13 protein-coding genes are annotated in these 12,150 nt (G+C 73.0%); 4 read left to right on the top strand and 9 right to left on the bottom strand.

The features are described from left to right. Positions 1 to 67: 67 nt before the first annotated feature. Positions 68 to 697: a TetR family transcriptional regulator gene (locus tag ACIP37_RS14460; protein ID WP_363586931.1), complete on the bottom strand. Its 630-nt coding sequence runs from the start codon at positions 695 to 697 to the stop codon at positions 68 to 70. 68 nt (positions 698 to 765) lie between these two features. Here ACIP37_RS14460 and ACIP37_RS14455 point away from each other — a divergent pair, with 68 nt between their 5' ends. The 3 genes from ACIP37_RS14455 to ACIP37_RS14445 all read left to right on the top strand — a co-directional run bounded on the left by ACIP37_RS14455 (position 766) and on the right by ACIP37_RS14445 (position 4,560). Beyond that, entirely contained in the window at positions 766 to 2,289 is a 1,524-nt protein-coding gene (locus tag ACIP37_RS14455) for an FAD-dependent monooxygenase (RefSeq protein ID WP_400806648.1), read from the top strand. A 172-nt stretch (positions 2,290 to 2,461) separates the two neighbouring features. Beyond that, positions 2,462 to 3,040, top strand: coding sequence for a TetR family transcriptional regulator (locus tag ACIP37_RS14450; RefSeq protein WP_363586933.1), 579 nt, complete (start codon positions 2,462 to 2,464; stop codon positions 3,038 to 3,040). A 143-nt stretch (positions 3,041 to 3,183) separates the two neighbouring features. Next, complete coding sequence (locus tag ACIP37_RS14445; protein WP_400806652.1) at positions 3,184 to 4,560, top strand: hypothetical protein; 1,377 nt, start codon at positions 3,184 to 3,186, stop codon at positions 4,558 to 4,560. A gap of 69 nt (positions 4,561 to 4,629) precedes the next feature. Here the strand turns inward: ACIP37_RS14445 and ACIP37_RS14440 are convergent, their stop codons facing one another. The 8 genes from ACIP37_RS14440 to ACIP37_RS14405 all read right to left on the bottom strand — a co-directional run bounded on the left by ACIP37_RS14440 (position 4,630) and on the right by ACIP37_RS14405 (position 9,557). Beyond that, the gene (locus ACIP37_RS14440) at positions 4,630 to 5,409 is read right to left on the bottom strand and encodes an SDR family NAD(P)-dependent oxidoreductase (RefSeq protein WP_400806654.1); all 780 of its coding nucleotides are present in this window, start codon (positions 5,407 to 5,409) and stop codon (positions 4,630 to 4,632) included. A gap of 89 nt (positions 5,410 to 5,498) precedes the next feature. After that, a complete protein-coding gene (locus ACIP37_RS14435) occupies positions 5,499 to 5,696 on the bottom strand; it encodes a hypothetical protein (RefSeq protein WP_363586936.1) in 198 nt (65 codons plus the stop codon). Between the two features lie 99 nt (positions 5,697 to 5,795). Next, positions 5,796 to 6,488, bottom strand: a complete 693-nt coding sequence (locus ACIP37_RS14430; protein ID WP_400806658.1) for an SDR family NAD(P)-dependent oxidoreductase — start codon at positions 6,486 to 6,488, stop codon at positions 5,796 to 5,798. Positions 6,489 to 6,588: 100 nt separating this feature from the next. Next, positions 6,589 to 7,425: a helix-turn-helix transcriptional regulator gene (locus tag ACIP37_RS14425; protein WP_363627676.1), complete on the bottom strand. Its 837-nt coding sequence runs from the start codon at positions 7,423 to 7,425 to the stop codon at positions 6,589 to 6,591. Between the two features lie 191 nt (positions 7,426 to 7,616). Then, on the bottom strand, positions 7,617 to 7,853 hold the full coding sequence (locus ACIP37_RS14420; protein WP_363586939.1) for a DUF6296 family protein: 237 nt from the start codon (positions 7,851 to 7,853) through the stop codon (positions 7,617 to 7,619). 40 nt (positions 7,854 to 7,893) lie between these two features. Further along, complete coding sequence (locus ACIP37_RS14415; protein ID WP_400843914.1) at positions 7,894 to 8,274, bottom strand: STAS domain-containing protein; 381 nt, start codon at positions 8,272 to 8,274, stop codon at positions 7,894 to 7,896. 379 nt (positions 8,275 to 8,653) lie between these two features. Continuing rightward, entirely contained in the window at positions 8,654 to 8,983 is a 330-nt protein-coding gene (locus ACIP37_RS14410) for a helix-turn-helix domain-containing protein (RefSeq protein WP_363586941.1), read from the bottom strand. A gap of 55 nt (positions 8,984 to 9,038) precedes the next feature. After that, positions 9,039 to 9,557 carry a hemerythrin domain-containing protein gene (locus tag ACIP37_RS14405; protein ID WP_400806662.1) on the bottom strand — a complete coding sequence of 173 codons (519 nt, stop codon included), beginning with the start codon at positions 9,555 to 9,557 and terminating at the stop codon, positions 9,039 to 9,041. Positions 9,558 to 9,812: 255 nt separating this feature from the next. On the opposite strand from ACIP37_RS14405, the gene ACIP37_RS14400 reads away from it, so the two are divergent. Next, the gene (locus ACIP37_RS14400) at positions 9,813 to 12,017 is read left to right on the top strand and encodes a catalase (protein ID WP_400843912.1); all 2,205 of its coding nucleotides are present in this window, start codon (positions 9,813 to 9,815) and stop codon (positions 12,015 to 12,017) included. The last annotated feature ends 133 nt before the right edge of the window (positions 12,018 to 12,150 follow it).

Below are 12,150 nucleotides of genomic sequence, written 5' to 3'. Positions count from 1 at the left end.
GCAGTGGCGATTATGACGCCCGCCCCCGACAGTTCGGAGTGCTCCGGGAGGCCGATGCACCCAGGCCCTACCCGTGCTGCCCCAGTCCGTCGCGCAGCAGGGCGAAGGCCCGCTCGGCGGCGCGGACGGCCTCCGGGTAGTGGTCGTCGGCGGACGTGCCGTCGGCCAGGCGTTCCTGGTTCATGACCGCCAGTTCCCGCTGCACCACGATCACCTGGGTGGCCACGAGACGGGCGTCGAGCGGGTCGACGTCGGCCTCCAGCAGTGCCTCGGCCAGCTCGTCGCTGCCGCGTGCCGCGTAGCGGATGATCCGTGCCGCCAGGCTCTCGGTCTCGACGATCATGCGGAGGAAGGCCATCACCTCGGGGTCGTCGCACAGGCCGGTGTTCGGGTCGCGACGGGCCAGGGCGTCGAGCATGGCCGCGCGCAGCGCTTCCAGCGGCGGCTGGCCGGCCGGGCGGGCGCGCACCGTCCGGGCCGCTTCGCTCTCGTGGTCGGCGAACCGCTGGAGTACGAGGTCTTCTTTCGTCGGGAAGTACGCGAAGAGGGTCCGCCGGGAGACCTCCGCCGCCTCCGCGATCTCGGTGATCGAGACCTGGTCGAAGCCCCGGTCGAGGAAGAGGCGGATCGCCGTCGCCGCGATCGTCTCCCGGGTGCGTTCCTTCTTGCGTTCCCGCAGGCCCATCTGCTGATTCATGCACTCACTCTACCTTGTGGTAGACTGAGTGCAGAATTGCACCCAGTTTCTTCTTTCGGGAGGTCATCGTGCGAACCGAGGTCATCGTGGTGGGGGCGGGCCCGACCGGGCTGATGCTGGCGTACGAGCTGACGCTGGCCGGAGTGCCGGCCGTCGTCGTCGAGAAGCAGCGCACCCACAGCACCCAGTCCCGGGCGGGCGGACTCCAGCCGCGCACCGCCGAGGTGCTCGACCTGCGCGGGCTGCTGGAGCCGCTGCTCGCGCAGGAGCCGTCCGACAGCACCACCGGCGGGCACTTCGCCACCCTGCCGGTCGAGCTGGACTGCCGGCCCTGGCGCACCCGGTACCCCCACCCGGTCAACGTTCCGCAGATCCGGCTGGAGGCCCACCTCGAGCGGCTCCTCGGCGAGCAGGGCGTGCCCGTGCTCCGCGGCCACGAGGTGACGGCGGTCGCGCAGGACGCGGAGGGGATCACGGTCACATGGCACGCCGACGGCACCCCGGGCGGCGGTGACGCCCCCGACGGCGGTGAGGTCCGGGGCGACGGTGAGGTCCGGGGCGGCGACGGTGAGATCCGCGGCCGCTACCTCGTCGCGTGCGACGGCGGGCACAGCACGGTCCGCCGGCTGCTGGGCGTCCCGTTCCCCGGCCGGGAGCGCCGGATGTCCGCCGTGGCGGCCGACATCACCCTCGCCTCCCGGTCCGAGACGGTCCCCACCGAGCGCAAGCACTTCAGCCAGTACACCCGCGTGGCCGGCGGCTTCCACTCGATCCTGCACCCCATCGGCCCGGACCTGTACCGGATACTGTTCGGCAGGCTCTCCGGACAGGGCCCGGACCGCGAGACGCCGGTCTCGGCCGACGAGGTCCGCGAGGCGCTGCACGCCGTGTACGGCCCCGACACCGAACTGGGTGAACTGCGCGCCGCCTCCCGGTTCGGCGACGCCGTCCGCCAGGTCGAGCGCTACCGCGAGGGCCGGGTGTTCTTCGCCGGGGACGCGGCGCACATCCACATGCCGATCGGCGGCCAGGGCGTGAACCTGGGCCTCCAGGACGCGGTCAACCTGGGCTGGAAGCTCGCCGGCACGATCCGCGGCTGGGCGCCCGCCGGCCTGCTCGACAGCTACCACGAGGAGCGGCACCCCGTCGCCGCGCGCGTGCTGCGCCACACCCGGGCCCAGGCCGTGATCATGAATCCCGGCCGGGACGAGGAGCTCGGCACGGTCCGCGAGCTCGTGACCGAGCTGCTGGGCCTGCCCGACACCAACCGGTACGTCTCGGGCATGATGTCCGGCCTGGACCTTCGGTACCCCGGTGTCGGCCCCCGGCTGATCGACCTGGACCTGACCACCGAGGACGGCCCGACCCGGGCGAGCCGGCTGATGCGCTCCGGCCGGGGCCTGCTGCTCTCCCTCGACGGCAGGCGGCGGTCGGTCGGCGACCGGTCCGACCGGGTCGAGCACGTCATGGCGAAGACCGACGAGGACGTGGACGGCGCCGGCGCCCTCCTGGTCCGCCCCGACGGCTACCTCGCCTGGACCGACACCGACGGCACCCCGCTCGACACGGCCCTCGCCCGCTGGTTCGGCTGAGGCCCCGGGCGGTTCGTCGGTACGCCACGATCCTCGGCGCGCCGACGAACCGCCCGACGCGCTGTCGTCACCTGCCGCACGGGGCGTCCGCCGGTTCTGCGGAGGCCTCGCCCGGGAGGAGCGCGGCTCGCTCTATCTGGAGCATCCGATCCAGATAGGCTACGGTGAAACCATGGCAAGGACCCGGGAGTTCGACACCGAGGCGGCGGTGAGCCGCGCCATGGAGCTGTTCTGGACGCGCGGCTACGAGGCGACCTCGGTGCGCGACCTGACCCAGCACCTGGGGATCGGGCAGGGGTCCCTGTACGCGGCGTTCGGCGACAAGGCCGGCCTGTACCGGGCCGCGCTGGACCACTACCGCGCCACCCTCGCGGCGGATGCCCTGCGCAGCCTGGAGGAGGGGGCGGACGCCCGCTCGGCGATCCGCACGATGCTGATGGAGCGGGTCCGCATCGCCGCCGAGCACGGCGGCCGGGGCTGTCTGGCGGTCAATGCCGCCTGCGAGCGCCTACCGGGGGACGCGTCGATCCGGCGCACCGTACGGGACATGCAGGATGTCAGCCGGGACGCGCTCGCCGAGGTGCTGCGGGTCGCGGCGGAACGGGGTGAGATCGCGGCGCGGCACGACCCGCAGAGCCTCGCCGCCTTCTTCGTCACCTTCCTCAACGGGCTGCTGGTCTCCTCGAAGATCACACCGGACCCCGAAGCCCTCGCACCCGTCGTGGAGGTCGCGCTGACCGCCCTCGACTGATTTTTTCATGTCCGCAATCTGTATCGCACGATCCAGATAAGGGCCGGGCCCCGCACCCGCGGAATCCGCCGCTCCATCCCTGCTCCATCGAAACGCTCCACCTCTGCTCGATCGCAACGCTCCATCGACACTTCGGAGGACCCGTGCCCATCGCACCCACCCCGAGTACGCCCGCCCTCGGCGGCAGCCGCTGGAACACCTTCCCCGCGGCCGGCACCGCCCTGACCGCCCGTGAGTTCTTCACGGCCACGGAGCCGCTGCTCCAGGGCGTCATCGATGACAACGCCCTCACCACCGCCGACGGCGAGGTGCTGGAGGCGCAGATCCGCGCGACCCTCGCCCTCGGGACCCGGGAGACCTCCCTGCCGCTGGCCGTCGGACCGGGCAGCGCCCCGGCCGCTCGCGAACTGGGCGCGCAGGCCGAGGAGATCGGCCATGAGCTCGCCTCCTGGGCCGCCGCGGCCCTGGAGCGCCTGCTCGCCGACCGGATCGCGCTGCCCGCCGGCCCGCTGGTCGTCCGCAGCCACTGCTACGGCCACCTGCTCACCCCTCCCGCGACCGACCTGCTCCTCGGCCGCCGTGGCGGACCCGTCACGATGCAGCTCTACAACGAGTGGCTGCACCAGGTCGTCCTGCTGCGCGACGCCCTGCTGCCCTTCACCAACTGGCAGGACGTCCCGCTGCTGATCACTCCGACCGGGCTGCGGCACATCGAACCGGCCCGGGACGCGTTCCTCACCGAACTCCTGGTCCGCCGGATCCGGCACGCCAGCATCGTGGCCTTCGCCCGCCACGCCGTCACCGGCACCTCCGGCAGCTCCGGCTCGTCCGGCACCCTCGGCGCCCCCAACCCCTCCGGCCCGGCCGGCTACGGCTTCGAGGCGAGCGGCGGCACCGTCCTGCCGGCCGTCCTCGACCAGCCGCCCCTGACCGCCCCCCGGTACCTGCTGACCTGGCGTCCCGACCCGGCCGCCGACGAAACCGTCACGCACGTCGCCGAGTTGCGGGACTACTACGCCGCGCCGCGCACCCTCGTCGAGCACCTGCCGCCCGCCACCGCCGCACCGGGGCCGCTCACCGGCCGCATCACCGGCCGCATCGTCGCCGGGCCGGTCGCCGGCGGGGCCCGCACCGCCGCCATCGAGCTCACCCACGACGGCGCCACCGCCCGCGTCGACCTCGGCCAGGCCCTGCGCGGCCACCGCTTCGCCCACCGGCCGGACGGCGCCACGGGCGACGTGCCCGCCGACGCACCGGTCGCCGACCCGCCCGCCGCCGCGGACGTGTGGACGGCCCTGCGCGCATCGGGGCTGGTGTGGACGCAGGCGGGTGACGCCGTCCTGGACGCCACCGGCCAGGGCGACCTCGTCGTCCTGGCCCTGCTCGGCCGGCTCTACCCGGAGAACGTCACCCTGCACCCCGCCGACCGCCCCGTCACCCACCCCGCCGAGCGGGCAACCGCCTCCGGCAACGGCCCGAGCCGGCTGGTGGTCCGGATAGATCCGCCGCAGGCCGACTGACGCCCGCGCCACGAAAGGAAGCACCGCCCCTCGGTAGCCGACGCCCGGCCACCGAGGGGCGGGTACGGGTCAGCCGGCCCGGTAGCGGGTGGCGAGTTCGGGGCTCTGCGCGCCGAACGCCGCCAGCTCGGCCCGGAAGACGGCATCGAGCAGGCTCGCGTCCTCGACACCGGGCGCGCAGACGACCTCGCCGAGTTGCAGGCCGCGCAGGGCCGCGGTGACGACGTCCTCGGCACTCATCCTGGGTACGGCGCTGAGATCGAGGCCCTGGCGCTCGTGGAACTCGGTGGCCACCACCCCCGGACAGACGACCTCGACCTGGACGCCGGTGCCTTCGAGCTCGGCGGACAGGGTCTGGCTCATCGCGACCAGGTGGGCCAGGGCACCGGCGTAGACGGCGCGGCGGGGCAGCTGGGACTGCGGGGCGGGTCCGCTGAAGGCGATCATGCCGGCCACGTTGATGATCGCGCCCCGGCCGCGTTCCTGCATGCCCGCGACGGCGGCACGGGTGAGCAGGGTGGGGGCGAGAACCTTGACGTCGACCAGTTCGCGGGCCAGATCCGCAGGCAGGTCGGCGAGCCGCATGTAGTGGGCGACTCCCGCGTTGTTGACCAGCAGTGTCAGCGGTTCGGCCGCGCAGATCCGCGCCACGGTGTCGATGCCCTCGCCGGTGGAGAGGTCGGCGGCCACGGATCGCACCTCGACCCCGGTGTGGGCGGCGGCGAACTCCTCCAGCCGCTCCCGGCGCCGGCCGACCAGCACCAGGTCGTAGCCGTCGCCGGCCAGCCGCTCGGCGAATGCCCTGCCGATTCCGGAGGTGGCGCCGGTGACGAGTGCGAGGTTGCTCATGGGCGTCGTTCCCTGTCGGTAGTCGGCCGAGGCGGCCGGAGTGCGGGTCTCGCGGCGTCACGAGGGTGCTGTCCGTGGCTGATCGATCGTCAGTGGGTCGGGGGCCCGTACCGGGTGGCGACTGCGGTGATCGCGATGAGGACGGTCGCCGTGACCGCGATCGTGGCCCAGGCGGGGAGCAGCGGTCCTGCGGGGAGGACTGCGGACACCAGGTCGAAGAAGAGCTCGAACCAGCTCGCCCGGTACCCGTGTCCGGCCGGGGCCGGCATCCCGGTGGAGTCGTTCACCGCTCCAGGGTGGTGATCGTGCCCCGGCCACGGGGTGCGGCACGCCGTGGCCGGGGCGAGACCCCACCGGTCAACCGTGTGACCCCGCGGTCACCACGGTCACCACGGGACGGGGCCCTCCTCCTCGAAGAACCCTCCGGTGGGGCCGTCGGGGGCGACGGTGGCCATCCGGACGATGATCTTGGCGCACTGCTCGGCCGACACGGTGCCGCGGGGGTTGAAATCGGTGGCGGCGGATCCCGGGTGGACGGCGTTGATCCGCATGTCCGGGAAGGCGTTGGCGTACTGGACGGTGATCATGTTGACCGCGCTCTTGGACGAGCAGTAGGCCACCATCGGGAAGGTCGCCTCAAGGCCGGCGGGGTCACTGCACCGGGCGAGGGAGCCGCCGCTGCTGCTGACGTTCACGATGACGGGGTGGTCGGCGGCCTCCAGCAGCGGCAGGAAGGCGTGGGTGACGCGGACGAGGCCGAAGACGTTGGTGGCGTAGACCGTCTCCATGTCGTCGGCGGTGATCTCGGCAGGCGGGTTCCACCTGCCCGGGACGCCGGCGTTGTTGACCAGGACCTCGAGCCGGCCGGCCTCCTCGCGGATCAGCCGCGCGGCGGCCTGGACGGACTCCTCGCTGGTGACGTCGAGCTGCACCGCGCGGGCGCCGATCCGCTCGGCGGTTTCCCGGCCCCGTTCCAGGTCGCGCGCACCGAGGTAGACGGTGTGTCCGGCCCCGGCCAGCTGGCGGGCGGCCTCCAGGCCGATCCCGCGGGTGGCTCCGGTGATGAGTGTGGTCGTCATGGCGTGCTGTGAAGGCGTCGGGCCCTCGTGATCCGGGGCTCCTCGCGCCTTCACCTCCTTTCCGGGTGGGTGGGACCGCACGGTCGCGCCGTGCGCGTTCCTACGGTGTGCTCAGGGCTGTGAGCCGTTGCCTGCTCTCCTCGTCGGCGGCGGGCATGACCGCGAGGAACTGGTCGCGTTCCTGGGCGACGGTGAGGACCTGCCAGTCCAGCCGGACCTCGCCGACGACCGGGTGCAGGATGCGCTTGCTCCCGAAGCTCCTGCCGGAGACCCGGTACGTGGTCCACCAGTGCTGGAAGTCGGAGTCCCCGGCGCTCAGCTCGGCGACCAGTTCGGCGAGCCTGGGGTCGCTGGGGTAGCGGCCGGCGTCCATCCGCAGGTAGGCGACGCACTCGCCCGCCGACAGGTCCCAGTCCGGCACGCGCTCGCGCGTCCGCGGGTCGAGGAACGTCAGCCACAGGTAGTTGCGGTGTTCCTCGGGAACCGCGGCGAAGTCGAGCAGCAGCTCGGCCGCGAGGTCGTTCCAGGCCAGGATGTCCATGAACCGGCCCAGGACCACGGCGGGCGTGGTCCGCAGATCGGCCAGTACGGCCAGCACCGCGGCGGGCACGACCTGGTGCTGTGAACGCCGCTGTCGGCGGGCCGGGGCCAGGTCGGCCAGCTGGCGCAGGTAGTCACGCTGGTCGTCGTCCAGCAGCAGGGCGCGGGCCAGCGCGTCCAGGACACTGCCGGACGGTGCGGGCAGCCGGCCCTGTTCGAGGCGGGTGTAGTAGTCCACGCTGATCCCGGCCCGCCCGGCCACCTCCTCCCGGCGCAGCCCGGCCACCTTGCGCGACCGTTCGTACGCGGGAAGTCCGGCCTGTCGGGGGGAGACCTCCGCGCGCCGGGCACGCAGGAACGTGGCGAACTCCCGGCGCTTGTCGTTGTCCGTGCTCACACCGGCCACTGTGCCAGGGCGCCGCGCGAGCTGGGAGGACATGTTTTTCCCTGGAAGAACGTGTCCTCCCGGCCCCGGCCCGCGGCAGCGACCATGGGTGGAACGGCCTGCGGCAGGACGGTTTCAGGCGCGACGGACGCCCCCACGCCTGCCGGGGTGGCCAGCGGGTCCACCAGCGGCCCGGAGTGCGGTCAGGGCATGGGAACGGCTTCCAGGCAGGGGTGGATGGTTCCGTACTCGGCCGGTGCGGCGAGGACTTCCGCGATGGTGCCCCGGATCTGGACGCGGAACAGGCCGGTGGCGTCCTCGTAGACGGGCTCGCGCGCGGGGCCCAGTTGGTCGGTGAGGTGCACGATGACGGTGTGCGCTGCGGCGTGGGCGCCGGGCGCGCCGGGCAGGGCGATGGCGTAGCGGCGGACGGGGTCCATGGTTCTCGGCTTGCGGTGGTGCGGGGTGGCCCGCGAGCGGTCAGGGGTCTGCGTTCTCGGTGTGCGGGGGGCCGGCGGGGCGTTCGGTGGCGGCGGGGGTGAAGAGGCCGGTCGTCTCGGTGATCGCGAGCAGGCGCTCGACCTGGGTGCTGGCCGCGGTGATCGCGAGGGTGCGGTCGGTACGGTGCGCGGTGCTGCGCAGGCCCAGCAGGAGGTTGAGGCCGGAGCTGTCGCAGAAGGGGACGCCGGACAGGTCGACGTCGAGCCCGGTGCCGCTGGCCTGCAACGCGCGTCCGAGGGTCTCGTCCAGGCCGCCGGCGACGCCGAGGTCGATCTCGCCGCGGACCGTCGCACGGACCCGGTCCCCTTCGACGGCGAGCCGGACCAGCAGGCCCTCGGCGACGTGCAGGTCTGTGGGCACGCTCCCATTGACCGGGGGCGGCGCGGGGGGTGGAGGAGTCGGGGTCGGGGCAGCGGAACGCGCCACGGGCGGCTTACCGCGCATGGTCTCTTCTCCTGCCTGTGAGCCGTGGGACGACATCTCCAGCGTCTGCCGAATCCCTTCTCACGTCAACCGATACGTGAACGGAAATTCGTCAATGGCAATGCGTGCAATCGGGTTCGGCCATGCGTGTCATCGGCGTGTCATCGGCGTGTCATCGGCGTGTCATCGGCGCGCCCTCGGCGTGCCCTCGGCGTGCCCTCGGCGTGCCCTCGGCGTGCCCTCGGCGTGCCCTCGGGTTCCTACGAGAGACCGAGCACGCCGTGCCGGCCGAGGGGCGGGTGGGCGGGCGGAGCGGTCAGCGCAGCAGGACGGCCAGCAGTTCCGCCAGCGTCGGGCCGCTGTCGGCGGGGTGGCGCAGCTGCTTGCCGTCGAGGACGCGGTAGACGTTGGAGCGTCCGACGCGGTGGTGGCTGAGATAGCCCGCCGCTTCGAGGTCGGCGATGATCCGCTGGACCGCTCGTTCGGTCAGCAGGCAGCTGGTCGCTATGTCGCGCACCCTGATGCCCGGGTCCCGGGCGATCTGCACCAGGACGCGCGCGTGATTGGTCAGGAACGTCCACTGGCGCCCGATTGCCGGCTGTTCTTCCACGCCCTCAGGATAGGACGGTCGCGTTGGCTGAGACATGAGAGGAATTCGCGTGCTCCTTCCCGCTTTTCGTGGTCGCGGCGTCGCACCGTCGTCAGCCCTCGATCGCGTTGGCGATGCGGTGGAGCACGCCGCCACTGGACGGGCGGCGCGGCGCGGTCTCGCGCATGGCCTGCATCCGCTCGCCGATCTCCTGGAGTTCCCTGCGGCCGAGTGCGGCCCGGACCATCGGGAACCAGGAGCCTTCCTCCTGCTCGATGTGCCGGTCGACCGCGTCGATCAGGACGGCGGTCTTGGCGTCGTAGCCCTCGTCGCCGGGGCTCATCCGGCTCAGCTCCTCACAGAGCAGGTCGGCGACGTGGTGTTCCTGCCGGGCGCGGTCCATGTCCTCGGCGAGGCCGGGAACCTCCTGACGGATCCTGGGGTAGACCAGTTCGTCCTCCAGGTAGGTGTGGACGGTGAGCGCCTCCACGATCCGCTCGACCGTCTCGTGCCGCGCGTCGCCCCCACCGTCTCCGTCCCCGTCCCCGGCGGCGAGTTCCCGGTACTGGCGGAACAGGCGGCGGACTTCCTTGTGGTCCTCCCTCAACAGGACGATGGCATCGTTCGACATTGCTCGTCTCCTCACTCAGAGGCTTCCCCTCCCGACCCAGGCGTGTCCCCCGAGGCTCCTTCGTCAAACACCGCACTGAAACACCGCACTGAAACACCGCGCGCCTCTGCCCAGCACCGCTGACCTCCTGCTGCGACACCGACGGCCGCTCGCGCGCGGTTTGCCGGGCCACCCACCGGGCAGCCGCCCCGCCGACACGAGCCGGGGGCCGCCGGCCCGGCCGCCCCGCGCCGTTCCCAGGACGGAGATCGCGACATGCCCATCAACCCCGAAACCCCCCAGCCCGAGCCGCCCGCCGACCCCGGACCCGGACCCGACGCCAAGAACGCCAAGAACGCCACGGACGCCACCGACGCCACGGACGCCACCGACGCCACCGACGCCACCGACGCCAAGGACGCCGCACTCGACGCCTTCCGCGCCCCCGACCCGGACGGCCCGCTCACCACCGACCAGGGTGTGCGCGTCGACGACACCGACAACTCGCTCATCGTCGGCGACCGCGGCCCCACCCTGCTGGAGGACTTCCACCTCCGCGAGAAGCTCACCCACTTCGACCACGAGCGCATCCCCGAACGCGTGGTGCACGCCCGCGGCGCCGGCGCCTACGGCTTCTTCGAACCGTACGAGTCGCTCGCCGGGTTCACCTGCGCCGACTTCCTCCAGGAGGCCGGGCGCCGCACCCCGGTGTTCGTGCGCTTCTCGACCGTGCAGGGCCCGCGCGGCTCCGCCGACACCGTACGGGACGTCCGCGGCTTCGCCACCAAGTTCTACACCCGGCACGGGAATTACGACCTGGTGGGCAACAACATGCCGGTGTTCTTCATCCAGGACGCCGTCAAGTTCCCGGACTTCGTCCACGCGGTGAAGCCCGAACCGCAGAACGAGATCCCCACCGGCGCCTCCGCGCACGACACCTTCTGGGACTTCTGCTCGCTCCAGCCCGAGTCCACCCACATGCTGATGTGGGTGATGTCCGACCGGGCCATCCCGCGCAGCTACCGGATGATGCAGGGCTTCGGTGTGCACACCTTCCGCCTGGTGAACCGGGACGGGCGCGGCACGTTCGTCAAGTTCCACTGGCGACCGCGGCTCGGCGTCTGCTCCCAGGTGTGGGACGAGGCCCAGATCACCGCCGGGCGGGATCCGGACTTCCACCGCCGGGACCTGTGGGAGGCGATCGCGGCGGGGGACTTCCCCGAATGGGAGCTCGGTGTCCAACTGGTCACGGCGAAGGACGAGTTCGCCTTCCCCTTCGACCTGCTGGATCCCACGAAGCTGATCCCGGAGGAACTGGTGCCGGTGCGCCCGGTGGGGCGGATGGTCCTCGACCGCAACCCGCAGAACTTCTTCGCCGAGACCGAGCAGGTGGCCTTCCACACCGCCAACGTCGTGCCCGGGATCGACTTCACCAACGACCCGCTGCTCCAGGGCCGCAACTTCTCCTACCTGGACACCCAGCTGATCCGCCTGGGCGGCCCCAACTTCGGCCAACTGCCCGTCAACCGCCCGCTGGCCGACGTGCGGACCAACCACCGCGACGGCTACGGCCAGCAGGTCGTCCACCCGGGGACGAGTTACGCACCGAACTCGGTGGGCGGCGGCTGCCCGTTCACCATGGGCGGCGGCCACCTGCCGGAAGGGGTGTTCCAGCACTACCAGGAACGGGTCAACGGCAGGGCGATCCGGCGGCGCAGCCCCAGCTTCGCCGACCACTACAGCCAGGCCGCGCTGTTCTGGCGCAGCATGGCGGGCTGGGAGCAGCGGCACATCACCGCCGCGTTCGCGTTCGAGCTCGGCAAGGTGGGCGACGAGGAGGTACGGCGCCGGATGGTCGGCAACCTGGTGCGCGTGGACCCCGACCTGGCGGCGGAGGTCGCCCGGCGCATCGGCGTGCCCGAGCCGCAGCCGGCGCCCGAGGACCGGGCGGCGGCGAAGGGCGGCGAGGCGGCGGGCTCCCGGGTCTCCCCGGCGCTCAGCCTGGAGAATCTGCGCGGCAGCGGCATCCGTACCCGCAAGGTCGCCGTGCTGACCGCGCCCGGGGTCGACGGAGGCCAGGTACGGGCCGCGCACGAGCGGCTGGGTGCGCAGGGCGCCGTCGTGGAGACGCTGGCCGCGCACGGCGGTCACGTGGCCGCCCGTGGCGGTGACCCTCTGCCGGTGGACCGCCCGCTGCCCACCACCGCCTCGGTGCTGTACGACGCGGTGGTGGTTCCGGACGGCGCCGGGCCCGCGCTGGCCGCCGATCCGGACGCCGTCCGATTCCTCGCCGAGGCGCTGCGCCACGGCAAGCCGGCGGCGCTGCTCGGCTCCGGCGTCGAACTGGCCCGGGCGGGCGGTTACGACGCGCCCGGGGGCCTGGCCGGCGTCACGCTCCACGACCCGCGGGAGCCGGCGGATCCGGCCCTGTGGGACGGCTTCGCCCGGCTGGTCGAGCAGCACCGCTTCCCGGAGCGCTGACGCCGCAGCGGCGCCACGGACGTGGGGGGGGCCCCGCCGGGGGGGGGGCGGGGGCCCCCCCCCGGGGGGGGCGGGGGGGGGGGGGGGGGGGGGGGGGCCGCCGGGGGGGGGGGGGGGCGCCGGCCCCCCCCCG

The sequence above is a fragment of the Kitasatospora sp. NPDC088861 genome (assembly GCF_044750105.1).
In the GTDB taxonomy this organism is placed as follows: Bacteria; Actinomycetota; Actinomycetes; order Streptomycetales; family Streptomycetaceae; genus Kitasatospora.
This window is presented reverse-complemented; position numbering and strand designations above follow the sequence as displayed.

Excerpts from the sequence above, each read along its gene's own strand:
- ACIP37_RS14400 (WP_400843912.1), top strand. The coding sequence starts at position 9,813 with ATGCCCATCAACCCCGAAACCCCCCAGCCCGAGCCGCCCGCCGACCCC.
- ACIP37_RS14440 (WP_400806654.1), bottom strand. The coding sequence starts at position 5,409 with ATGAGCAACCTCGCACTCGTCACCGGCGCCACCTCCGGAATCGGCAGG.
- ACIP37_RS14430 (WP_400806658.1), bottom strand. The coding sequence starts at position 6,488 with ATGACGACCACACTCATCACCGGAGCCACCCGCGGGATCGGCCTGGAG.
- ACIP37_RS14420 (WP_363586939.1), bottom strand. The coding sequence starts at position 7,853 with ATGGACCCCGTCCGCCGCTACGCCATCGCCCTGCCCGGCGCGCCCGGC.
- ACIP37_RS14450 (WP_363586933.1), top strand. The coding sequence starts at position 2,462 with ATGGCAAGGACCCGGGAGTTCGACACCGAGGCGGCGGTGAGCCGCGCC.
- ACIP37_RS14405 (WP_400806662.1), bottom strand. The coding sequence starts at position 9,557 with ATGTCGAACGATGCCATCGTCCTGTTGAGGGAGGACCACAAGGAAGTC.
- ACIP37_RS14410 (WP_363586941.1), bottom strand. The coding sequence starts at position 8,983 with ATGTCTCAGCCAACGCGACCGTCCTATCCTGAGGGCGTGGAAGAACAG.
- ACIP37_RS14460 (WP_363586931.1), bottom strand. The coding sequence starts at position 697 with ATGAATCAGCAGATGGGCCTGCGGGAACGCAAGAAGGAACGCACCCGG.